Annotated in this window: 20 protein-coding genes and 5 pseudogenes; 13 read left to right on the top strand and 12 right to left on the bottom strand. The window is 66.9% G+C overall.

Annotated features, from left to right (window positions below; all coding sequences use genetic code 11):
• Positions 1-471: 471 nt before the first annotated feature.
• The 3 genes from SY89_RS14450 to SY89_RS14440 form a co-directional block, all read right to left on the bottom strand.
• Positions 472-1,131 (bottom strand): AIM24 family protein, encoded by a 660-nt coding sequence (locus tag SY89_RS14450; RefSeq protein ID WP_054584866.1) that lies wholly within the window; start codon positions 1,129-1,131, stop codon positions 472-474.
• A 124-nt stretch (positions 1,132-1,255) separates the two neighbouring features.
• The gene (locus tag SY89_RS14445) at positions 1,256-1,648 is read right to left on the bottom strand and encodes a secondary thiamine-phosphate synthase enzyme YjbQ (protein ID WP_054584865.1); all 393 of its coding nucleotides are present in this window, start codon (positions 1,646-1,648) and stop codon (positions 1,256-1,258) included.
• A 68-nt stretch (positions 1,649-1,716) separates the two neighbouring features.
• Positions 1,717-3,057 (bottom strand): cytochrome P450, encoded by a 1,341-nt coding sequence (locus tag SY89_RS14440; RefSeq protein WP_054584864.1) that lies wholly within the window; start codon positions 3,055-3,057, stop codon positions 1,717-1,719.
• Between the two features lie 75 nt (positions 3,058-3,132).
• Here SY89_RS14440 and SY89_RS14435 point away from each other — a divergent pair, with 75 nt between their 5' ends.
• From SY89_RS14435 to SY89_RS14425, 3 genes are all read left to right on the top strand, one after another.
• Positions 3,133-3,312 carry a hypothetical protein gene (locus SY89_RS14435; protein WP_054584863.1) on the top strand — a complete coding sequence of 60 codons (180 nt, stop codon included), beginning with the start codon at positions 3,133-3,135 and terminating at the stop codon, positions 3,310-3,312.
• Between the two features lie 98 nt (positions 3,313-3,410).
• Positions 3,411-3,674 (top strand): acyl carrier protein, encoded by a 264-nt coding sequence (locus tag SY89_RS14430; protein WP_054584862.1) that lies wholly within the window; start codon positions 3,411-3,413, stop codon positions 3,672-3,674.
• Positions 3,675-3,730: 56 nt separating this feature from the next.
• Positions 3,731-4,945, top strand: a complete 1,215-nt coding sequence (locus SY89_RS14425) for a CBS domain-containing protein (RefSeq protein ID WP_054584861.1) — start codon at positions 3,731-3,733, stop codon at positions 4,943-4,945.
• Between the two features lie 58 nt (positions 4,946-5,003).
• Here SY89_RS14425 and SY89_RS14420 read toward each other — a convergent pair whose 3' ends face one another.
• Positions 5,004-5,633: a class I SAM-dependent methyltransferase gene (locus tag SY89_RS14420; protein WP_054584860.1), complete on the bottom strand. Its 630-nt coding sequence runs from the start codon at positions 5,631-5,633 to the stop codon at positions 5,004-5,006.
• Positions 5,634-5,781: 148 nt separating this feature from the next.
• Between SY89_RS14420 and SY89_RS14415 the strand changes: the two genes are divergently transcribed.
• From SY89_RS14415 to SY89_RS14390, 7 genes and pseudogenes are all read left to right on the top strand, one after another.
• Positions 5,782-6,120, top strand: a complete 339-nt coding sequence (locus SY89_RS14415; RefSeq protein WP_239685686.1) for a CBS domain-containing protein — start codon at positions 5,782-5,784, stop codon at positions 6,118-6,120.
• Positions 6,069-6,203: a CBS domain-containing protein gene (locus tag SY89_RS19150; protein ID WP_275575425.1), complete on the top strand. Its 135-nt coding sequence runs from the start codon at positions 6,069-6,071 to the stop codon at positions 6,201-6,203. Before SY89_RS14415 ends, SY89_RS19150 begins: the two co-directional genes overlap by 52 nt.
• A 318-nt stretch (positions 6,204-6,521) precedes the next feature.
• On the top strand, positions 6,522-6,758 hold the full coding sequence (locus SY89_RS14410) for a hypothetical protein (protein ID WP_054584859.1): 237 nt from the start codon (positions 6,522-6,524) through the stop codon (positions 6,756-6,758).
• Positions 6,755-7,201, top strand: a complete 447-nt coding sequence (locus SY89_RS14405) for an Hsp20/alpha crystallin family protein (RefSeq protein ID WP_054584858.1) — start codon at positions 6,755-6,757, stop codon at positions 7,199-7,201. The genes SY89_RS14410 and SY89_RS14405 overlap by 4 nt, the downstream gene beginning before the upstream one ends.
• Before the next feature lie 42 nt (positions 7,202-7,243).
• A pseudogene (locus SY89_RS14400) lies at positions 7,244-7,883 on the top strand (phosphoribosyltransferase).
• 196 nt (positions 7,884-8,079) lie between these two features.
• Positions 8,080-10,660, top strand: a pseudogene (locus SY89_RS14395) (heavy metal translocating P-type ATPase).
• 179 nt (positions 10,661-10,839) lie between these two features.
• Positions 10,840-11,622 (top strand): universal stress protein, encoded by a 783-nt coding sequence (locus SY89_RS14390; RefSeq protein WP_321163917.1) that lies wholly within the window; start codon positions 10,840-10,842, stop codon positions 11,620-11,622.
• Positions 11,623-11,649: 27 nt separating this feature from the next.
• Here the strand turns inward: SY89_RS14390 and SY89_RS19145 are convergent, their stop codons facing one another.
• The 5 genes and pseudogenes from SY89_RS19145 to SY89_RS14370 all read right to left on the bottom strand — a co-directional run bounded on the left by SY89_RS19145 (position 11,650) and on the right by SY89_RS14370 (position 15,308).
• Positions 11,650-12,174, bottom strand: coding sequence for an SLC13 family permease (locus SY89_RS19145; RefSeq protein ID WP_394325754.1), 525 nt, complete (start codon positions 12,172-12,174; stop codon positions 11,650-11,652).
• A 203-nt stretch (positions 12,175-12,377) separates the two neighbouring features.
• A pseudogene (locus tag SY89_RS14385) lies at positions 12,378-13,199 on the bottom strand (SLC13 family permease); the annotation flags it as partial.
• Positions 13,200-13,337: 138 nt separating this feature from the next.
• Entirely contained in the window at positions 13,338-14,423 is a 1,086-nt protein-coding gene (locus tag SY89_RS14380) for a calcium/sodium antiporter (RefSeq protein ID WP_054584857.1), read from the bottom strand.
• Between the two features lie 13 nt (positions 14,424-14,436).
• Entirely contained in the window at positions 14,437-15,018 is a 582-nt protein-coding gene (locus tag SY89_RS14375) for a VIT1/CCC1 transporter family protein (RefSeq protein ID WP_054584856.1), read from the bottom strand.
• A 2-nt stretch (positions 15,019-15,020) separates the two neighbouring features.
• Positions 15,021-15,308 carry a DUF211 domain-containing protein gene (locus tag SY89_RS14370; RefSeq protein WP_054584855.1) on the bottom strand — a complete coding sequence of 96 codons (288 nt, stop codon included), beginning with the start codon at positions 15,306-15,308 and terminating at the stop codon, positions 15,021-15,023.
• 678 nt (positions 15,309-15,986) lie between these two features.
• On the opposite strand from SY89_RS14370, the pseudogene SY89_RS14365 reads away from it, so the two are divergent.
• A pseudogene (locus SY89_RS14365) lies at positions 15,987-17,254 on the top strand (orc1/cdc6 family replication initiation protein).
• 542 nt (positions 17,255-17,796) lie between these two features.
• Here SY89_RS14365 and SY89_RS14360 read toward each other — a convergent pair.
• Complete coding sequence (locus SY89_RS14360) at positions 17,797-18,006, bottom strand: hypothetical protein (protein ID WP_054584854.1); 210 nt, start codon at positions 18,004-18,006, stop codon at positions 17,797-17,799.
• Positions 18,007-18,168: 162 nt separating this feature from the next.
• Between SY89_RS14360 and SY89_RS19885 the strand changes: the two are divergent.
• Positions 18,169-18,294 (top strand): annotated as a pseudogene (locus SY89_RS19885) (DUF7563 family protein); the annotation flags it as partial.
• A 37-nt stretch (positions 18,295-18,331) separates the two neighbouring features.
• A complete protein-coding gene (locus tag SY89_RS14355) occupies positions 18,332-18,748 on the top strand; it encodes a hypothetical protein (RefSeq protein WP_144427275.1) in 417 nt (138 codons plus the stop codon).
• 59 nt (positions 18,749-18,807) lie between these two features.
• Here the strand turns inward: SY89_RS14355 and SY89_RS17470 are convergent, their stop codons facing one another.
• Positions 18,808-19,275, bottom strand: coding sequence for a GNAT family N-acetyltransferase (locus SY89_RS17470; protein WP_189319207.1), 468 nt, complete (start codon positions 19,273-19,275; stop codon positions 18,808-18,810).
• Between the two features lie 522 nt (positions 19,276-19,797).
• A complete protein-coding gene (locus SY89_RS14345; RefSeq protein ID WP_054584852.1) occupies positions 19,798-21,384 on the bottom strand; it encodes an alkaline phosphatase family protein in 1,587 nt (528 codons plus the stop codon).
• Between the last annotated feature and the right edge of the window lie 47 nt (positions 21,385-21,431).

Below are 21,431 nucleotides of genomic sequence, written 5' to 3'. Positions count from 1 at the left end.
TCGCCGGTTCAGGGTCTCGGAGTGGGAGGAAAGCGGTGCGCATCTGTGTGTGGGTGGGTCGTTCAGGGGGACGGGGGCACTCGCCAAAGAACTTACGCACGCTTAGTGAGTTAAGCGTGCGTAACTGTTCGCCGGCGTCGATGCCGATCTTCGTGTGGCCTGCAGCCGAGATCCCGGGTTCCGGGGCTTCTCAATCAGGTTCTGTCTACGTCGGGTCGGTAATAAAGTATATAGCGCGATATCTTTCTTCGAGGTTCGATCCCGTCCCGCTTCACGACTCGAGTCAACTGCCACCGATGGCTAATCGGTCGACAGCGTCCGTTCGGGCCGGTCTCGCGCTGCAGAAACAGCTACTCGCAATCTCCACCGCAAGCGTGTGTCCCGGAGTCGACGGCAGAGCAGACGGGTTTGGACGGCTCGCAACGGCCACGGAGAGTTCGGCGACTGCTCAGCGTGTACCGCCGAGGGGTATCACATCTGCCCACCTTCCTCGTAAGGCTGTACGACGACGAACCCGTCGGAGCCCCCAAACTCCATCTGCATCGTCTCGCCGGACTGCTGGCCGATCTCGATCGCTTTGTTCGTCCCGATCGACGGGGAGAGGTTGGCGCTCCAAGCGACCGTCGCCTCGGGGTCCGTCGTGACCGGAGGCCGCATTACGACCGGGTCGCCGTGGGTCGTGATCGCGATATCTCCGGGGCCGGTGAGGAACACGTTCGTCAGCCCGCCGGCCGCGGCTTGGGAAAGCCCGCCGACAGTGCCGATCTCGTAGTCGACGCGCTCCTCGAACGCCAACACGTCGGTCCCGTTAACGGAGATGGATTCGCCGGCGTCGAGCGAGAGGACCTGTACTTTCTTGCCCTGATCAGCCACGTAGAGTGTTCCGGAGCCCTCGGCCTCCATGATGGGCGTTCCCTCCCCGCTCACGGCCTCCTTGACGAGTCCGGTAATCCCGCCCTCCGCGGAGGATTTACCGGTGAACGTTACGTCGCCGGTGTAGGCGATCATCGACCCGGCTTTCACCATCGCGACTCCCTCGAAGGGGATCGCGAGCAGCCGTTTGTTGACTTTCTGGAACCCGGTACCGCCCTCCTCGGGTACGTTCGCGTCGACGAATTCGTCTAGCTCCATCGGACAGCCAAAACGGCGACGGCCAGCCAAAAAACTCTACCTGTGACTTGTCGTTTCTGCAATACTGCCCGAACGATCGTACGCGCGAGCCCCATCCGGTCGAATACCGAGTCCAACGTGAGAGTTACCGTGGAACCACCGTCACGTCCAGCGACCGCGTCCGCGGGCCGTCGCACTCGACGAACAGGATCGACTGCCACGTCCCGAGGTCGAGCGAGCCGTCGACGACCGGGACCGAGACGCTCTCACCGAGGAGCATCGCCCGCAGGTGGGCGTCCGCGTTGTTGTCGATTTCGTCGTGGGCGTACCCTTCGCTCCGCGGCGCGAGCTCGTCGAGCCACCCCTCGAGATCCGACAGCAGCCGCGACTCGTTCTCGTTGACGACGACGCCCGCGGTGGTGTGTGGGACGAACACGGTGCAGACGCCGCGGTCGATCTGGGCCGGGATCGACTCGGCAACGTCGGTACTCACGTCGACGATATCGGTGCGCTCGGCCGTCTCGACCTGTAGGGACATACGGGGGAGTACGGTCGGCGACAGAAAGAGCCTGGCTGTCGCGGGCGTGGCGGTCGACGACGCGCCGACTACTGCTCGCGTTCGTGCAGCTGCATCCGGATGTCCTCGTCGGGCCGGGAGGTGACGGTCTGGATCACCTCGACGTTTCGCCCCGAGGTGAGTTCGAGGTGGTACTGTTGGTAGATCATCGCGAGGATGAGTCGCGCTTCGAGCATCGCGAAGCGGTCACCGATGCAGCGGCGCGGGCCGGCCGAGAACGGGAAGTACGCGAGCTGCGGGAGCGAATCGCGCATCTCGTCGGTCCAGCGCTCGGGGCGGAACGCCAGCGGGTCGTCGTACCACCGATCGTCACGGTGGACGACCCACTGGCTCAGGAAGATGCGCGACCCGGCAGGGATGTCGTAGCCGCCGATCCGGTCGCCTGCTTTCGCCTCGCGGACGATGCTCGGGACCGGCGGGAACAGCCGCATCGACTCCTCGACGACGCGTTCGGTGTAGGAGAGGTCGTCGAGGTCGGCCATCGTCGGCCGATCGCCGCCGAGCACGTCGTCGAGTTCCGCCACGAGTTTCTCCTCGATTCCGGAGTGCTGGGCGAGCAGGTAGGTGGTGTACGTCAGCGAGACGGCCGTGGTCTCGTGGCCCGCCGTCAGCAGCGTGATCGCCTCGTCGCGGATCTGCTCGTCGTCCAGGGGCGCGCCGTCTGCTTGCGCGTCGAGCAGCATCGAGATCACGTCGTCCTCGCCCGGCTCGCGGCGCTTCTCGGCGATAATGTCGTCGACGACCGCATCGAGCGTCTCCCGTGCCCGAGCCATCTTCCGCCGGGAGGGGAGCGGCACGGCCTCGGGCAGCAACAGGTTCGAGAGCCTGGCGGTGGCGGGGAGGAAGCTGTTCATCGCCCCCTCGATCTCGTCGACGTAGCGGTCGATGTCGACGCCGAACAGCGCCTCCGCGACGATCCGGAGGGTCAACTCCATCATCTCCTCGTGGATCGTCACGGTCTCGCCGTCGGCCCAGCCGTCGAGCATGCGGGCGGTCTGGTCGGTCATCATCTCGGCGTAGACGCTGATCCGATCGGGGTTGAACGCCGGTTGGATCAGCCGGCGGTTCCGGCGCCAGGCCTCGCCCTCGCTGTTGAGGATGCCGTCACCGGTCAGCGGGCGGAGGATGCGCTGGAACTGCTCGCCCTTGACGTAGTTCGTGTTGTTGTGGACGAGCACGTGGGCGATGTGCTCCGGATGGTTGAGTTGGTAGAACTGCCCGCCGAGCCCGGTCCAGTGGACGACGTCGCCGTACTCGTGAGCGACGCGCTCCGTGAACTCGAGGCCGCCAACGATCGACTCCGGGACGGCGCCGACGACCGGGAGGCCGTCGGGGCCGGGCGGGAACTCGCCGGTCGTGTCCGAACCCATAGCTCGTAGTAGGGCCGCACCCGTGTTGAGCCTACCTGCTCGGGTGGGGGCGAACCGGGCTCGAACCGCCTGTCGATGAGCGCAGCCGACATCGGGGGACTCCAGACCTTCCCGACCGAACTGCAGACCCGCGAGGCGTGGCTCGAAGCGAGAGTCGCACTGGACGAACTCACGCCGGTTCGCAGTTCGTTCATCTACGGCGTGGAGTCGCTGCCGGTCCGGTTCGAGCACGCGGGACAATCCGACCACGAGTAGGCGCCGATTGCGCGTCGACGGAGGAGCCGTAGGGCGGCTATTACTTTCCGGGCCGGGGTCCATGCGCGACCAGACCCGGCGTCGGGGGAGGCGAACCCATGGACGAACGCAACCAGACAGCAGACGTCGAACAACGCGTCATCAACACCGTCGCGGACATCTTCAACGAAGCGCCGGCGGCAATCGACCGGGACACAGCGTTCTCGGGCGACCTCGACGCGAAGTCGATGGACATCATCGCGCTGGTGGCCGCCCTCGAAGCCGAGTTCGGTTTCGCGATCCCGGCGGCCGACGTGCGACAGAACGAGACCGTCGGCGCGGCCATCGACTGGGTCGAGCAGGAACTGGGCCACAGAGGCTGAGCCGACAGGCGAAGTACGAACCGGCTACCAATCGCCGCGGAGCACGAATCGCCAGTATGGACATCGCAGATATCGTCTCCGAGGAGTACGTCTCCTTCTCGCCAGACACGACCGTTTCGAAGCTCGTTGGCACCTTCGACGACCCCGGGGTCAAAGGCGTCGTCGTCGAGGGCGACGGGTTCGAGGGCGTCGTCACCCGGAAACAGCTCGCCACCTCCCACCACCCGCCCGACGAGAAGATCGGCTCGCTCGTCTGGCACGTTCCCCGGCTCGCCCCCGACGAGGACGTACGGAAGGTGGCCCAGCTGATGATCGACAGCGACGCCCCGCTGCTTCCGGTGTTCCGGGGGAGCGATCTCACCGGCGTCGTCACCGTCGACGGCATACTCGACGCGGTCCAGCCGTACCTGGAAGCGGCGACCGTCGCCGAAGCCCACACGAGCGATCTCGTCACGCTCGACCCGGAGTCGACGTTCGGCGAGGCGCTGCACGTCCTCCGGGAGAACCGCATCAGCCACCTCCCGGTCGTCGAGGCGGGGTCGGCAGCCGGCGTTTTGAGCCTCCATGACGTGGTCGACATCACGGTCCGATCGGAGCAGGGGAGCCAGGGCGGGCATCCGAGCGGCACCGACGCCTTCGGCGGCGACATGTCCGCCGGGAGCGGCCGCTCACACGGCGGATTCGGCGCTCGCGAGGGCGAACTCGCACGGATGCTCGATCTCCCGGTTCGGGACGTGATGACCTCACCGGTGCGGACGATCGGGCCCGACGCGACCCTCGAGACCGCGGTCGCGGAGATGTTCGCGGCCGACGCCTCCTCGCTCGTCGTCACCCGGGACGGCGACCCGTTCGGGATCGTCACGAAGACCGACGTACTGGACTCGCTCACCTGGGAGGCCGGCGGGAGCCGGTCGGTCCAGCTCTACGGCGCCGAACTGATCGCCGACATCCAGTACGACGATATCGTCGCCATGGTCGACCGGTTCGACGACCGCGACGGCGGGATGCGCGTCCTCGACGCACGGATCCACTTCCACAAACACGACGAGAAGTTCCGCGGGACGCCGCTGCTGTTGGCTCGCGTCCGACTGCACACCGACCGTGGACTGTACATCGCCTCCGGCGAGGGGTACGGCGCGAAACAGGCGCTCAACGAGGCCCGCGACGTGCTCGAACGCCGGATCCGGGACCGGAAGACGTACGGCCGGAGCAAGAAGCACCCGGACGAGGAGTACTGGGAGAAACGCTTCGGCTGGCTGCTCGAGGAGTGATCGACGTCCCGGGGCGCGCCACGCGGGCTGACTGGCTCGGTCGACCCCCCGCGACCGGCTACTTGCCGGCCTTGATCCCGACGAACGAGCCGTCGCCGTAGCCCGACTCGACCGGTTCGGGCTCGTCGGACTCGCCGGGCCAGTCGTAGATCGTCTGGACGAACTCGAACTCCGAGAACCCCGCCGCCTCGAGGGCGTCGACGACCTCGTCGGTCGAGACGAACGTCGCCTCCCGGTAGAACGGGCTCTCCGCCTGGTGCTCCTGGTAGAGCTCGCCGACAGGGCTCTCCTTGTCGATGTAGCCGATGACGAGGCTCCCGTCGGGCCGGAGCACCCGCGACGCCTCCGCGAGCGTCCGCGGGATGTCGTCGACGAAGCAGATGGTCGTCACGAGCAGCGCCGTGTCGAAGGCGCCGTCACGGAACGGGAGGGATTCGGCGACGCCTTTCACGGCGTCGATGCCGCGCTCGCGGGCGTGACCGAGCATTTGTCCCGAGGGGTCGACGCCGACGCCGATCCCCAGCGGCGCCGCGAACCGTCCGCTCCCGACGCCGATCTCCAGCCCCCGACCCGTCGACGACACGAGGCGACGGAGCGCCGCGAGTTCGGCCTCGTAGGCAGCCTCGTTCTCCTCGAACCACGCCTCGTACTCCTCGGTGTGTGCCTCGAACGGCGCTTCGTTCGGCATGAGTGGACGTATGGGCCCCAGCGACTCGAAGCTTCGGCCTGCGTCGCCGCGACGCCGCGCTGACCGACGAGTAGGATGCTGTTAGCGCGCCGGTGGGTCGTGAATCGTGTCCATACTCTTCCCGGCGCCGACCGAACGGGGAACCGCTATGCCTGTCGCAGACATCGCACGAACGGACGTGATGACCGCGAGCCGTGACCAGTCGGCCGGGAACCTCGCGACAGTGATGAAAGAAGAGAACGTCGGAAGCGTGATCATCGAGACCGACGACGAACCGGTCGGGATCGTCACCGACCGGGATCTCGTGATCGACGTGCTCGAACCGCGTGCCGACCCCACGACGGTAACGGCCGAGGAGGTCATGACCGAGACGCCGGTGACCGTCGGGGGGAGCAGGGGGTGTTCGACGCGATCCGGACGCTCCACGAGAGTTCGGTGCGGCGGCTGCCGGTCGTCGACGCCGACGACACCGTCGCCGGGATCGTGACGCTCGACGACCTCGTGGTGATGCTCTCGGACGAACTCGACAGTCTCAGTGACGTCATCGAGGCCGAGTCCCCGCCGTACTGACGCGGTCGTTGCGGAACCACAATGAAGCACCCAGCGTGGGAGCAGCGACCCGGCCTCCCGTCTTGGGCGTAGGTATCGCAGCTACCCGAGTTGCTTTAGCTACCTTAGCTGCCTTAGCTACCTTAGCTGCCTTAGCTACCTTAACTGAGGTGTCCTTCTCACTTGGCTGCGGGAGTGTCCGCAGTGTCGCTCGCTGAGCCTGTATCGAGGCAAAGCAAGCCGGCCACGGCCCGATAGCTGTGTAGCAGCGGCCTACCGGGTTGGGCAGTCAGTAGTGGCTGAAAAACAATACTCACGTCCGCTGTTCGGACGGTTGCTATGGCAACAGAACCCGACGGAATCTGGCAGCGCGCGGTCGACCCGTGGTGGGACTCGCTCGGTCTCGCCGGCGCGATCCTTCTCGGCGTAGTACTGTTCTTCTTCCCGGAGCCGGCGACGTCCGTCCTCGGGACGATCATCATCGTCGCGGCCGCTCTGGTCTGGTTGGGCGTCGATCTGCGACAAGAAGTGAAGTACACGTCTCGGACGCAGGAAGGACACGAGGTCGAAGAATGAGCACACGCAGCAACCCCTTCGAGGAGGTCGAACAGTTCTTCGAGCGGATGGCCCGGCAGTTCGACGAGTCGTCCCGTACGTGGGCGTCCGACGGCCCGCTCAGCCGGTCGACTGGTGAGTCCACGGAGCTAGCGGTCGATATCGTCGAGCACGACGACGAGTTCGTAGTGAGCGTCGACGTGCCAGGGTTCGAAAAACGCGACATCGACGTTCGGGTGACCGATCAAACGCTCCACGTCGAAGCCGAGCACGACGAGTCCATCGACGAGGAGGACGAACGGTACCTGCGACAGGAGCGCCGCCACGAGTCGCTACGCCGACGGATCCACCTCCCGGAAGCGGTCGACAGGGAGCACGTGAACGCACGGATGACCAACGGCGTGCTGACGATCACGATCCCGAAAGCCGAGGTACGGGAGGCACGAACGATCGAGATCGAGTAGGCCCGAATCGCCACACTGCGGCTGCTGGGAGTCGCGCACACCATGTTCACAGACAGAACTGACGCCGGACGACAGTTGGCTGCGCTCCTCGACGAGCAGGACATCGCGGCGGATATCGTGCTCGCGATCCCCGCGGGGGCTGCCGGTCGGCCGCGCAGTCGCCGACAGCCTCGACGCCCCGCTGGACATCGTCGCCGCCCGGAAACTCGGCGCCCCGGGGAACCCCGAGTTAGCGATCGGGGCCGTCGCGAGCGACGGCACCGTCTGGCTGAACGAGTCAGTGATCGACGATCTCGGGGTCAGCGAGGCGTCCCTCGACGACCAGATCGATCGCGAACGCGCCGCCGCTGCGGCGAAAGTCGATCGCTACCGCGGGGATCGCCCACCGCTCGATGTCGCAGGGAAACGCGTGGTCGTCGTCGACGACGGGGTCGCGACGGGCGCGACGACGACTGCCTGTCTCAGACAGCTCCGGAACGCCAACGCCGAGTCCGTGGTGCTGGCGGTCCCGGTCGCGCCACCGGACACCGTCGATCGCCTCCAGCGCGAGGCCGACGAGGTCGTCTGCGTCGAAGCCCCGCCACAGTTCCAGGCCGTCGGCCAGTTCTACGAGCGCTTCGAACAGGTCGTCGACGAAGAAGCCGTGACCTATCTCGACGAACAAACAGACGCCGAAGAGTGAGGTACGGGCGAACGAGTAACGAAGTGCGTCCGAACGAGTACCCTACCCGGCATCGGTTTCGCGACGCGGGCGCCGCTGCGGATGAGTCGCTCTCCGCGGAGTTGCTAAGTGAGATGCAGATCGTTATTAAGGAAGCGCATCAGTACCCGGATCGTTAGCAGCGGAGTTATTAACTACGGCACGACTACCAGGGGGTATGAGCGGGCCGAACGATTCGGAACGGGCTGACGGCGGGGGCGAAGGGGGCACGCCACCTCCAGAGCGGGATCGCGCGGGTGACTCCGACGCGCCGGAGCCTGTCGACACCCCGTCCGCGTCCGTCGAGTTGCGCGTCCCCGGGATGGACTGTCCCTCCTGTGCGGGCAAAGTCGAGCAGAGCGTCCGCAAGCTCGACGGCATCGACGGCGTCGACCCCGAAGTGACGACGGGCAAACTGACCGTCGACTACGATCCTGACAGCGCGGAGGCGGAAGACGTTGCCGAGCGCGTCGAGAAGGCGGGATACGAGATCGACGACGGGGTCGGCGAAGCGACCGAGACGTTCACCGCGCCGACGATGGACTGTCCGTCCTGTGCCGGAACGGTCGAGAACGCGATCACCGCCGTCGACGGCGTTACCGGCTACCGAACCGAACCGACGACAGGGAAAGTCGTCGTCACGTTCGATCAGTCCCGGACGACCGCCGACGCGGTCCGGGGGACCATCGAAGGCGCGGGGTACGAGGTCGTCGACTCCTCGGTCGACGGCGACGGCGGCGTCGCCGAACCGGACAACGTCTGGCGAAGTCGGCGGGCGATCAAGACCTGGATCAGCGGCGTGTTCACGCTGCTCGGCCTCGCCTTCGAGTTCCTCCTCGGGGGGTAAACGCCGGGCTACTCACAGCGGCGGGCGTCACGCTTACGATCGCGGACGGGCTGTTCCTCGCCGCTGTCGTGACTGGCGGCCAGGAGATCGTGCGCGGGGGTTACTACTCGCTCCGCAATCGGAACCTCGACATCGACCTGCTGATGAGCATCGCCATCCTCGGCGCCATCACCGTCAGCGTCGGGTTCGGCGAATCGCTGTACATGGAGGCCGCGACGCTGGCGTTCCTGTTCAGCGTCGCCGAACTGCTGGAGCGGTACTCGATGGACAAGGCCCGGAACTCGCTCCAGGAGCTGATCGACCTCTCGCCGAACGAGGCGACAGTCAGGCGCGACGGCGCCGAGGTCACGGTGCCCGTCGACGACGTGGCCGTCGGCGACGTGGTCGTCGTGAAACCGGGCGAGAAGATCCCGCTCGACGGCGACGTGATCGACGGCGAGAGCGCGGTGAACCAAGCGCCGATCACTGGCGAGAGCGTCCCGGTCGACAAGACGCCCGGCGACGAGGTGTACGCCGGCACGATCAACGAGCAGGGGTACCTCGAACTCCAGGTGACCTCGGCGGCCGGCGACAACACCCTCTCGCGCATCATCGAGATGGTGGAGGACGCCCAGTCCAACAAGACCGAACGCGAGCAGTTCGTCGAGCGGTTCGCGGGCTACTACACCCCGATCGTGGTCGCCTTCGCCGTGCTGGTGACGCTCGCGACGCCGGCCGTACTCGGCGCCACCCAGACCGAGGCGATCGTCTACGGGCTGACGCTGCTGGTGCTCGCGTGTCCGTGCGCGTTCGTGATCTCCACGCCGGTGTCTGTCGTCTCGGGGATCACCAGCGGCGCGAAAAACGGCGTCCTGATCAAGGGCGGCAACCATCTCGAGGCGATGGGCGAGGTCGACGCGATCGCGCTAGACAAGACGGGGACGCTCACCACGGGCGAACTCAGCGTCACCGACGTGGTGCCGCTGGGCGATCGGACCGAGGCGGACGTGCTCCGCTGTGCCCACGGGCTCGAACGCCGGTCGGAGCACCCGATCGGCGAGGCGATCGTCGACCGCGCGGAGGACCAGGGCGTCGACCGACGGGGCGTCGACGGGTTCGAGAGCATCACCGGGAAGGGGGTCCGGGCAGAGCTCGACGGGCGGACCCACTACGCCGGCAAGCCCGGGCTGTTCGAGGAGCTCGGGTTCGATCTCAACCACGTCCACGCCGCGACCGACGGCGGCGTCGTCACGAAGAAGAGCCAGCAGTTGTGTGAGCGCAACGACTGCGTCGACCTGCTGGAGACGGTCGTCCCCGAACTCCAGGCCGAGGGGAAGACGGTGGTCCTCGTGGGTACCGACGAGGAGATCGAGGGCGTGATCGCCGTCGCCGACGAACTGCGGCCGGAGGCCGAAGCCGCCGTCGACCGGCTCCACGATCTGGGCGTCGAGGACGTGGTCATGCTCACGGGCGACAACGAGCGGACGGCCCGAGCGATCGCCGAACGCGTCGGCGTCGACGAGTACCGCGCCGAGCTCCTCCCGGAGGACAAGGTGGACGCGGTGCGCGAACTCGACGCGGGCGGCGACGGCGTCGCGATGGTCGGCGACGGCATCAACGACGCCCCCGCGCTCGCGACGGCGACGGTCGGCGTCGCGATGGGGCAGCGGGGACGGACACCGCCCTCGAGACGGCCGACATCGCCCTGATGGGCGACGACCTCTCGCGACTCCCCTACCTGTACGAGCTCTCCCACGACGCCAACGGCGTCATCCGACAGAACATCTGGGTGAGTCTGGGCGCGAAGGCTGCCCTCGCCTTCGCCGTGCCGTTCGGGCTCGTGCCCATCTGGGCGGCCGTCCTGATCGGTGACGCCGGGATGACCCTCGGTGTCACCGGGAACGCGATGCGGCTCTCCCGGATCGAGCCGTAATCGTTTGAGCCAAACAGCGGCGGGCGTGGCAGATCCGGGGAACGGGGCCGCAGTATTTTGTAGTTGTCTCTCCAAGCTAACACGATGTACGATCAGCTTCTCTTCCCAACGGACGGTAGCGAGGGGCAGCGACCGCGTTCGAGCACATCCTCGACGTCGCGGCCGCACACGACGCAACGGTGCACGTCCTCTCCGTCGTCGACACGGCCGCCGACGGACTGCGCCGAGTGAGCGACGAGGCCGTCGACGAGCTCGAACGCGACGCCGAACAGCTCGTGAGCGAGACGGCAGCGACGGCCGAGGAGCGCGGCCTCGAGACCGTGACCGCCGTCGGGCGCGGCGATCCCTACGAGGAGATCGGCGCCTACGCGAACCGGGAGGGCGCCGACCTGATCGCCATGCCGACTCACGGGCATCGGGGGCTGGAGCGATTTTTCCTCGGGAGCACCACCGAACGCGTCGTCAGACACGCCGACGTGCCAGTGCTCACGATCCGTCCCGACGAGGACGCCCGGATCGCACACCCGTATCGGAACGTGCTGCTGCCGACCGACGGCAGCGACTGTTCCGACGAGGCGGTTCGGACGGGCATCGGCGTCGTGACGGGGGACGACGCGGAGTTCCACCTGCTGTCGGTGATCGACACGATGGCGCTCGGCGCCGACGTCCGGACCGAGATGCAGATGGAGAGCCTCGAGGAGTCCGCGAACCAGATCCTCGAGGACGCGGCCGCGGTCGCGGCGGACAGCGGGGTCGACTCCCCTACCACGGCCGTCGAGTACGGCTCGTCGATCCCGAACACGATCCTCAGCTACATCGACGACCACGAGATCGACCTCCTCGTCGTCGGCACGCACGGCCGGACCGGCTTCGAACGGTTCCTCCTCGGTAGCGTCACGGAGAAGCTGATTCGGACCTCGCCGGTTCCGGTCCTGACCGTTCGAGAGCCGACGGAGGAGTGAGACCCCCTGGCCAGCACCGAGCCGCCATCAGCCGAGAACCACCGGCCAGAGCGTCCGGACGAGGACGTAGGCGACGCCGGTCGTCAACAGGATCACGATAGCGTCGAGGACGACGCCGGCACGAAGCATGTGCTCGCGCTCGACGTAGCCGGCGCCGAAGACGATGGCGTTCGGCGGCGTCGCCACGGGGAGTGCGAACCCGTAGCTCGCGGCGACGGCGCCGGTGACCGCCAACAGCACCGACGCGAGTTCCCCCGTCGTGCCGAGCACGGCCGCGTACGCGGGGCCGATGTTCACGAGGATCGGGACGAGAACGGCGGCCATCGCGGTGTTGGACGCGATCTCGCCGACGACGACGATCATCGTGATCACGACGAGCAGGACGGCGACGATCGGCGCTCCAGCCAGGGGGTCGAGGGTCAGCTCCGCCAGCCACACCGTCGCCGCCGTGTCGTGCAGCGCGTTCGCCAGCGAGATCCCGCCGCCGAGCAGTAGTAGCGTCCCCCAGTCGATGTCGAGCAGGTCATCCCACGCGGTCGCGCCGCTGAGCACCAGCGCCGGAATCGCGAGCAACCCCACGAGGACGTAGAACAGCAGCCCTCGTGGCCGGCGGTACCGAACACGGAGTCGCCGGCACCGCCGAAGAGGGTGACGTACCACGCGCGAGGGAGCACGCCCTCGAACAGAAAGCCCAGCCCGCCGAGCATCCAGAGCGCTGCCGTCGCGCCGAACACCGCGATCGTGCGTCGGGCCGGGGTCGACAGGGGACCGAGCGCTCGGAGCCGCTCGCGGGCGCGGTCCCGCGCTCGACCCACGTCGTGCGTCCGCGGTGGGTAGACCACGTACGTCAGGAGCAGCCACGCGACTGGCAGCGTGATCACCACCAGCGGGAGTCCGACCGCGAGCCACTCGACGAACGTGATCTCGACGCCGATCAGGTCGTCCAACTGGCCGACGACGATCGCGTTCGGCGGCGTCCCGATCAGCGTCCCCACGCCGCCGAGACTCGCGGCGTAGGCGGTCCCGAGCAGCATCGCGATCTGGAAGTTCGACGCCGGCGCGGTTTCGGCGGGCGCGTCGTCGCCCGCTTTCGTGAGTTCCGTGACGCTCTCGACGATGCCGAGGACGATGGGGACCATCATCGCGACCGTGGCGGTGTTCGAGACCACCATCGAGAGCAGCGCCGTCGCGACCATCACGCCGAGGACCAGCCCCCGAGCGGAGCTGCCGAAGCGGACGAGGATCGCGAGCGCGATCCGGCGGTCGATCGCGTGGGCCTGGAGCGCCTCGGCGAACATGAACCCCACCAGCAACAGGAAGATCACCGGGTCGGCGAAGCCGAGCACCGCGTCCTCGAACTCGGGGTAGACGCCGAACACGGTAAGCAGGATCGGGATGGTCAGCGCCGTGAGTGCGAGGGGGAGCGCGCCGGTGATCCAAAGGATCGCCGCGAACGCCATCGTCGCCACCGCGTACTGTCCCGCCGTCGTCAGTGGGTCCCCGATCGGGACGGCTGCGATCGCGGCGGTGGTGATCAGTGCCGCGGCGATCGTCGCGAGTCGGGTGGAGTTGTTCACGAGGGGTCGTGGTTCGTGACACTCACGGAGAGCGTGTTAATACTGTCTCCGCCGCGGGGGCGTGTTGATCTGCCTCTGTGGGGGTGCGATCGGCGCTCCGGACGCCAGCCAGTGCTCCCCTTCTCGAGCGCTGCCGCCTCACCCGGCCACGTTGAGCACGAACACGGCGTACAGCACGACGAACGTTATGCCCTCCCAGCGCGTGATCTCGCGGTCCTGCGTGACGAAGTAGTACAGCAGCGTCGCGAGCACCATCACCGGCAGCGCGAACCCGCGGACGTTCGCCGGCACCGATAGCGGGCCGAGCAGGCTGGGGACGCCGACGACGGCGAACGTGTTGAACACGTTCGACCCGAGCACGTTTCCGACAGTGAGCTCCGAGGAGCCACGGCGGGTCGCGGTCACGCTCACGGCGATCTCGGGGAGCGAGGTGCCGACGGCGACGGCGGTCATCGCGATCAACTCCGTCCCGACGCCGAGCGTGGACGCGATCGACAGGATCGACTCGACGAACTGGTCGGCGGCGACGAACACCACCAACAGGCTGGCAACGAGCGTCGCGTAGGTCCGGGCGCCGACCGACGGCTCGACCGTCACGCCCTCGGCGCTGGTGCCGACGGCGGCGTTGTCGCCGGCATCGACGGCGGTAGAGTCGGCGTCGGCATCGACAGCGGTAGAGTCGGCGTCGGTGGCGTCACCACGCCCCTCGGTCCCCCCGACCACTCCGGCGTGTTCGGCGAACAGCTCCTCGACGGTTTCGTCGAGACGGGAGCGTGTCGAGAGCGAGAAGTGGACGTAGATCGCGAGCCCGGCGAGACCGAGAACGCCTTCGGGCCACGAGACGGTGCCGTCCCACGCCGCCAGGACCAGAAACACCGCCGACGCCATCAGGAGTGGCAGATCGACCCGGACGAGCTCCCGCTCGATCCGAATCGGGCGGGTCGCGACGGCGGCGAGCCCGATCACGAGCAGGATGTTGGCGACGTTCGATCCGACGACCAACCCCAGGACGATCCCCGGTTCGTCGGCGACCACCGCGAGCACCGAGGAGACGAGTTCGGGCAGCGACGTGCCGCCGGCGACGACCGTCGCACCGATCAGGAACGGCGAGATCCCGAGGGCGAGACCCAGCCGCTCGGCTGCGGACGTGAACACGTGCGACGCGCCAAGCAGCGCACCGAGTGAGACGCCGAACAACGCGACCGCGATGACGAGTGACGGCATGGGTCCCGTTCAGTCACCCCGGGAGGACGAGGTTCAACGCGGCGACTAACACGCCGGCCAGCCCCATTCGGGCGCCGGCGACGAGCCAACTCTGCTCGGAGATCCTGGCCAGATACGCGCCGAACGTGAAGAGGATCGCGACGGCGACGCCGATGGAGGCCAGCGTCGCCGCCCGCATGCTCAACAGCGTCCCCTCGAAGAGGAACGGGCTCATCGGGAGCACGACGCCGATGATCGGCCCGATGCCGCTCATCAGCGCGTTCACCTTCCGCGCGCCGGTTTGCTGGCGGTGGATCCGCGTCTCGTCAAGATCGCTCAGCATCGCGTGCTCGATGCGGGCGAGTTCGGCCCGCTTCTCGGCGCGTTCGATCTCCCACACGCTCCAGACGCCCGAGGTACCGAGCCCGATCGCGGCTCCGATACCGATACTGAACACCGTCAGCCCGTCGGCGATCCCGGAGAGATACGCGCCGACGCTCACCCCGACGCTCGTGAGCGCGCCGTCGAACCCGTTGGAGATGAAGTAGCGGCGGGAGATCGACCGCACGTCCTCCCGTTCCAACGCTCGCGCCAGGCGCCGCAAGTACGAACGCATGCTCAGTCCTGCGGGGTTGTGCTCTGTTCGACGATGTGATCGCCACAGACGACCTCGTCGATCGAGTGTACCGCGGCCCCGAGATCCTCGAGTGTTTCGTACACTGTCTCGACCTGTATCGGGTCGCCCTCGACGGTCATCTTGACCGTCTGAACCTCCTTATCGGTCTCGACCAGCGCGACGTTGACGCCGGTGATGCCGTCGATGCCGGCGACGGCGTCGGCGACCGTGACGATGTCCGGTTTGTAGGGTTTCAACAGATCGAGGACGAGGCGCCGGGCAGTGACCATACTCGGTGTTTGTCGCCCCCTCGCTTAATCCCGGTGGGCGGTGAGACACAACTCGTCGTTCCCGGCGGCAGCCGGTTGTCTTCGACCACAGGCGATCGGTCTCTCCCACTGACTGCCGTCCTTGGGTACGGACGGTCGCCCGCTTGGTCGAACGGCGCTCGATCGGGTGGACACCCCACGGCGTCCGCTGTTCTGCTGACACGTTCGGCGGGTTACTGCGGACATCGTGGTGTGGCGACGTACGAGATCGCCGTCGGAGGAGACGGACCAGAACTACTCGCGTACTCAACCACGGAAAATCACGGGTTCGGCCGGACCACGGACAGCCGGCAACACCCTCCCCCCACTTTGTCCGCAGTTCGACGAACACGGCGGGAGGGTGGCCGTACACTCATGGAGAGAGCTCGAAACGGTGGGTTGTTTTCACGGACGATTAGTCCGTTCAAACATCTTTGTTGAGGCTACGGACCAACTATTCTGCCATGGATAAATAGGTTACTATCTAAAAGAGCGGTTTCTGTGGGTTCGACCCCCACCCCCTGTATCTGGCCGAGAACTGCGGACAAAGTGGGGTGGGTGTGTGCATCGCTTCTTTAAGAGTATAGAGAACAGCGGAAACAGCGGACACTCCGGACGCGGTGGTTTTATGTGACATGCCACGTCTGTTCCTACAACGCGATGGGCATGTTCGAGCGGGACACCGATATCTACCGTGACCGGGACGCGCTCCGGGAGGACTACCAGCCTGACGAACTCGTCGGGCGGGACGAGGAACTCGACACGTACCGGGCCGCGCTGCAGCCCGTGATCAACGGCGAGCAGCCCAACAACGTGTTCCTCTACGGCAAGACCGGCGTCGGGAAGACCGCTGCGACACGATACCTCCTCGAACACTTGAAAGAGGACACCGCACAGTACGACGACATCGAACTGACGCTCGTCTCGCTCAACTGTGACGGACTCACCAGCAGCTATCAGGTCGCGACGCGGCTGGTGAACCAGTTTCGCGGCGACACGGACCAGATATCGACCACTGGCTATCCCCGGGCGAGCGTCTACGAGATGCTCTGGGACGAGCTCGACGCCTGTGGCGGCACCGTCATCGTCGTCCTCGACGAGGTCGACCACGTGGAGGACGACTCCATCCTGTATCAACTTCCGCGAGCGCGGGCGAACGGGAACCTCACCGAGGCGAAGATCGGGATCATCGGTATCTCCAACGACTTTTCGTTCCGCGAAGAGCTGTCGCCGAAAGTCCGCTCCTCGCTATGTGAACAGGAGATCCACTTCCCGGCGTACGACGCCGAGGACCTCCAGAAGATCCTGCAACAGCGCGTCGATATCGCGTTCCACGATGGCGTGCTCAATCCGGGCGTGATCCCGCTCTGTGCCGCCTACGGCGCCAAGGACGCCGGTGACGCCCGGCAGTCGATCGACCTCCTGATGAAGGCTGGCGATCTCGCTCGCGACGACGACACCGAACACGTGACCGAGGAGCACGTCGACCGCGGCCGCCGGGCCCTCGAACGCGGGCGGATCAAGGAGGGGATTACCGGGCTCACCCAACACGGCCACCTCGTGCTCTATGCGCTCCTGACCCTCGATCTCGAGGGGAGGTACCCGTCCGCTCTCGGGACATCCGCCCGCGGTACACGCGCTTCACGGAGATGGCCGGCCGGGACCCGCTCGTCCCTCGCCGGATGCGGGACCACCTCTCCGAGCTCGCGATGTTGGGGATCATCTCGGTCACGGAACGCAACGAGGGCCGACGCGGCGGCACCTACCGCGAGTACGCGATCGACATGGATCTCCATCTGCTCCTCGACGCGATGGCCGACACCGTCGACGACGTGGGCGTCCACACGTCGGTCCAGGAGTTCCTCGACGAGGACGTGGAGGAAGCGATCGTCGACACGAGCCTCGGAGAGTTCGCGACCGAGGATTGACGGCATATTTTGCCGGGTAGAGGCCGCTTCGGACCAGATAACTCCGGACATACTGGGGCGACGGCTACTGATCCCGGACTCGCTCCCGATTCGCTGTCGAGATCGACGATTCCGACGTTTTCGACCCGGGTAGGACGGGCTTAACTACGGACAAGGTGGTGTTCCCCACGGAAGCTGGCTACGCAGACGGAACTCCGGACATGGTGGTGTTCCCTGTCGAACGTTGCCAACCCGTCCAGAACTGCGGACGTGGTGGTGTTCGAGACGGGCCGTAAACCGGCCGGAAGGAAGACGGTTGAGAGTAGATCGGAGGGTGGCGTTGGATACACGGCGAACGGTTAACCAACAGATGGCCGGGTACCCGGGCGTTCTGTTGGTTAAGACGAATTGCCACCTTGCGAATCCGGCCCGTGGTTCGCGATTGTGGATCCCGAACGCCTCGCGTCCCCGGTCCGTTCGTCGTCGGAGCGAAGGATAGAGTCGCGTAGCGGTGGATTGAGTCGCGTAGCGGTGAATAGAGCCGGGACGACGAGACCTGTCGGTCAGGACCGCTGGAGCGGCAGGTGCTCCCACTCCCACCCCCAGCAGTAGAGGAACGACAGCCCAACGAGAGTACCGCTGCCGACGGTGATGTACCACCCCCAGGGGACGATGTTCCAGATCAGCAGCATCGGGAGCCCGACGAGGAGCCCGATTACGCCGAGTATCACGCCGAGAACACCGATGCACTCGAAGGGGCTGGGGATCTCCATGGTTTCGTAACTGCGACGTATCGGGCAGACAAAAGTATGAGTCGACTACCCCGATCCCTCGACCTGCCGGTTCCGACAGATCCAGCCTACGACGCCACCCATCCCCGAGCGGTGCTGTCAGGCAGTGTATAACGAAACCGTTGACGCGTACTGGGACAGTTGATGCCCCAATGCCGAAACTGCGACGCCCACGTGACGGCGAGGTTCGCCCGCGTGTTTGGCGACAACGGTGACCAGGTGCACCGGTGCCCCGACTGCGCGGCCAATCCGGATCGGTACGACGGCGGGGGGAAGTGGATCGGTCCGCGATCGCCGACGGGTGGCGATGAAGACGAACATCAACGGGCGGTTCGCCCATCTCGACCCGGACGAGTTCACGCGACTTGTCGCACAGACGTGGCGAGCGTACGGCTGGGAGGTCGTCGACGCCGCCCCGGCCGAGTGCCCCGACGGAATCGGCGACGTGACGGCGCCGATCGACGACGGGTCCGCCCTCCTCGTCCGATCTGCCCGCCCGCGAGTCGTGCTTACCGTCCCGGGAGAGAGCCAGCTCTCGGCGGCGACGCTGCTGGCCGTGCTCAGCGAGGTGGAGACGCCCTCGGATCTGCTGGTCGCCGCCGCGGCGGGCTACGAGACCGGTGCCCTAAGCGTCGCCGACGCGTACGGCGTCGAGCTCGTCGAACCGTCGGCGATCCAGCGGCTCCGGGAATCGACGACAGCAGGAAAGCGCCCGGAAGCCTGACGGTCGCCGCCTAGCACCGGGCTGGTCGTCCCCCTCCGCCCACCTTCTCACCCGAACGACTACGAACGGAGTGTACCGTACAGCTTCGACAGCGCCGTCATCGTCCGGTTCCCGTTCTCCAGCGCGTAGTACGGCACCAGCTCCGGGGCGAACTTCGCTTTGAACTGCGCGATGCGCTGGTTGTTCGCGCCAGCGAGATCGTACGTCGTCACGCCCCGCTCCATCGCGTCCGTCACGTACGCCCAGTCGAGCAGGTCGTTCACCGGGAGATCGACCGAGGGTTTCGCGGCGCCGACCCAGCGGATCGCCCGGCCGCCGAACTCGACGGTCACGAACCCACCCGAGTAGGAGCCGTCGACGCGACAGACGTACGGCCGGATCACGCCCTCGGGCAGCGCATCGTAGAGGTCCCGGACGGTGGCGTTCTCGAGGCAGAACGGTTCGTCCTGCTCGGCGTGTCGCTCGCGAACTTGGTCGACGATCCGGTCGATATCGTCGACGCCGCCCTCCTCGATCTCGTACGCCACGTCGTACTCGCTGGTGACGTTTTTCCGCGCGTCGGTGCTGAACGCCGACAGGAGCTCGTCGGGGAGCGGTCGATGTCGACGATGTAGGTGTACCGCAGCGTCGCGTCGTACTCCTGCCAGAGGAACGGCCGCACGTCGTCGTACCCCGGCGCCGTCCGGAGGGAGGTGTAGCCGGGTCCGAGCTGGCTGTCGAGCCAGTCCTGACAGGCTTCCACGAACCGACGGTTGCGCTTGTCGTAGCGCCGACGCTTCAGCGGCTGCCGATCCAGCATCAGCGGCCCCATGTACGGCAGTTTGAGGTTCGGCGGCGGCGAGAACGCCCCGGTTGCGGGGCCTTTCCGGATCGTGAACACGGGAAACAGCCCCACCGGTTCCTGGCCTTTGAAGCCGGCCAGCCGGTGGCAGTCACCGTCGGTGTGTCGTTCCAACACGTCGAGGGCGGCCGCGTGGTGGAACCCAGTCGGGTGGTTCGTGTCGTTCAGTAGTTCGTTCCAACGCGACGCGTCGTCGATGGTGCGGAGTTCAATACTCATTGTCGTCGATGTACCCCAGTTGTGAGAGTCGGCGGGTGACCGCCTCGTCATCGGATCGGCTGACTCGCGCCTCGAAGGGCGGGTACGAGTCCGGCGGCACGGCCGTGACCGGCGGGAGCGTCTCGCCATCCATCCGGGTCGAAGGCGGGACCCCAAGCGAGGAGAGCACGGTCGGCGCCACGTCGAACAGGTGGGCCGCTTCCAGCTCGGCGGCCGTGTCGACGCCGTCGCCGGCGAGGGCGACGACCCCCGCAGGCTTGTGGTTCCACTCGTCGGGTGCGCCGAACGTCTCGCCGCGCAGCGACGCCGAGACCATGTGGTCGAACCCCGCGGGCACCGTGAGAATATCGACGGCCTCGTCGACGTACGGCCCCTCGAAGTACTCCTCGGCGGGCGCGACGTCCCCGAAGACGGGATCGCCATCCGGCGTTCGCGCCGCTTCGAGCGCCCCGATCAGATCACTCCGGACCGAGGGGTACTCCGCGGGCGCGACCACGCCGTCGGGATCCCGCCCCGCCTTGTTGATCCGCACCCCCAGCTCCGTTCGCGAGCGCATGTACGCCGCCGAGTTCGGGAAGTCGACGCGCTCGGTGCCGGCCCGAACCGTGTCCGTCGAGACGTGGTCGAGCACGAACTCTTTCAGGCCCAGACGGTCGAGCACCGCACCGAGCCGCTGACTGCTGAGGCCGACCGCCGAGGCCAGCGCAACCGCGCGCTCGGCCGCCGATGGCGTCGACGCCTCGTCGTCGCCTTTGATCGCGGTCCAGGAGGGCATACCACCCTCGCCGCTGGTCGTCCGGAGGTAGTCCTGCTGGGCGAGATACTCGTTGACTCGGAACTCCGTCCCCCCGTAGGGGCCGATCCCGTGATCGCTGGCGACGATCACCCGGTCGGGGTCACACGCGGTGAGCGTCCGTTCGATCTGGTCGTCGACGGCCTCGAACACCGTTCTGATCGCGGTGTCGTCCGCCGGGCGCTCGTGGAACACCGTGTCCGTCTGCTGGAACTGGAGGAAGCCGAAGTCGGGCTCGTGCTCCGCAGCGAGCAGCCGGAACGCCTCCCCGCGCATCTCGACCAGCCGTCGGTACCACGTCAGCTGCTCGTCGCCGTCGACGCCCTCCGGCGCATACACCCGATACTCGCCGAGTTCGGCCTCGATACGCTCGAGCAGCCCCTCGGGATGGCAGGTCGGGCGCTCCGGGCTCACGTAGCCGGGAACGAGCGCGCCGTCGAACGGGCGCGGCGGGCCAGTCACGGGGACGTTGACCACCACGCTCGAGCGCCCGTGCCGGTCGAGCAGCTCCCAGAGCGCATGTTCCCGAACGTGGCTGCGATTGACCAGGCCCCAGTCGTAGCCGTCGAAGGCGAGGAAGTCGAACGCGCCGTGGCGTCCTGGGTTGACGCCGGTGTACAGCGACGGCCACGCGCTCGGCGTCCACGGCGGGATCTGGGACTCCAGGCTGTCGACGACGCCTCGGTCGAACAGTCCGGCCAGCGTCGGCAGCCGATCCGCGTCGAAAAGCGGATCGAGCACATCCCGACAGGCGCCGTCGAGCCCGATCAGTAACGTCTCCATGCCGCCCGATTCTCGATCTGTCACAGCCGCGTGTTCCGATGGCCCGG

This window comes from Halolamina pelagica, from assembly GCF_001307315.1.
Taxonomy (GTDB): Archaea; Halobacteriota; Halobacteria; order Halobacteriales; family Haloferacaceae; genus Halolamina; species Halolamina pelagica_B.
This window is presented reverse-complemented; position numbering and strand designations above follow the sequence as displayed.

What these genes read in the sequence shown, in the direction of transcription:
- SY89_RS14450 (WP_054584866.1), bottom strand. Translation starts at nt 1,131, where the DNA reads ATGGAGCTAGACGAATTCGTCGACGCGAACGTACCCGAGGAGGGCGGT.
- SY89_RS14445 (WP_054584865.1), bottom strand. Translation starts at nt 1,648, where the DNA reads ATGTCCCTACAGGTCGAGACGGCCGAGCGCACCGATATCGTCGACGTG.
- SY89_RS14440 (WP_054584864.1), bottom strand. Translation starts at nt 3,057, where the DNA reads ATGGGTTCGGACACGACCGGCGAGTTCCCGCCCGGCCCCGACGGCCTC.
- SY89_RS14435 (WP_054584863.1), top strand. Translation starts at nt 3,133, where the DNA reads ATGAGCGCAGCCGACATCGGGGGACTCCAGACCTTCCCGACCGAACTG.
- SY89_RS14430 (WP_054584862.1), top strand. Translation starts at nt 3,411, where the DNA reads ATGGACGAACGCAACCAGACAGCAGACGTCGAACAACGCGTCATCAAC.
- SY89_RS14425 (WP_054584861.1), top strand. Translation starts at nt 3,731, where the DNA reads ATGGACATCGCAGATATCGTCTCCGAGGAGTACGTCTCCTTCTCGCCA.
- SY89_RS14420 (WP_054584860.1), bottom strand. Translation starts at nt 5,633, where the DNA reads ATGCCGAACGAAGCGCCGTTCGAGGCACACACCGAGGAGTACGAGGCG.
- SY89_RS14415 (WP_239685686.1), top strand. Translation starts at nt 5,782, where the DNA reads ATGCCTGTCGCAGACATCGCACGAACGGACGTGATGACCGCGAGCCGT.
- SY89_RS14410 (WP_054584859.1), top strand. Translation starts at nt 6,522, where the DNA reads ATGGCAACAGAACCCGACGGAATCTGGCAGCGCGCGGTCGACCCGTGG.
- SY89_RS14405 (WP_054584858.1), top strand. Translation starts at nt 6,755, where the DNA reads ATGAGCACACGCAGCAACCCCTTCGAGGAGGTCGAACAGTTCTTCGAG.
- SY89_RS14380 (WP_054584857.1), bottom strand. Translation starts at nt 14,423, where the DNA reads ATGCCGTCACTCGTCATCGCGGTCGCGTTGTTCGGCGTCTCACTCGGT.
- SY89_RS14375 (WP_054584856.1), bottom strand. Translation starts at nt 15,018, where the DNA reads ATGCGTTCGTACTTGCGGCGCCTGGCGCGAGCGTTGGAACGGGAGGAC.
- SY89_RS14370 (WP_054584855.1), bottom strand. Translation starts at nt 15,308, where the DNA reads ATGGTCACTGCCCGGCGCCTCGTCCTCGATCTGTTGAAACCCTACAAA.
- SY89_RS14360 (WP_054584854.1), bottom strand. Translation starts at nt 18,006, where the DNA reads ATGGAGATCCCCAGCCCCTTCGAGTGCATCGGTGTTCTCGGCGTGATA.
- SY89_RS14355 (WP_144427275.1), top strand. Translation starts at nt 18,332, where the DNA reads ATGAAGACGAACATCAACGGGCGGTTCGCCCATCTCGACCCGGACGAG.
- SY89_RS14345 (WP_054584852.1), bottom strand. Translation starts at nt 21,384, where the DNA reads ATGGAGACGTTACTGATCGGGCTCGACGGCGCCTGTCGGGATGTGCTC.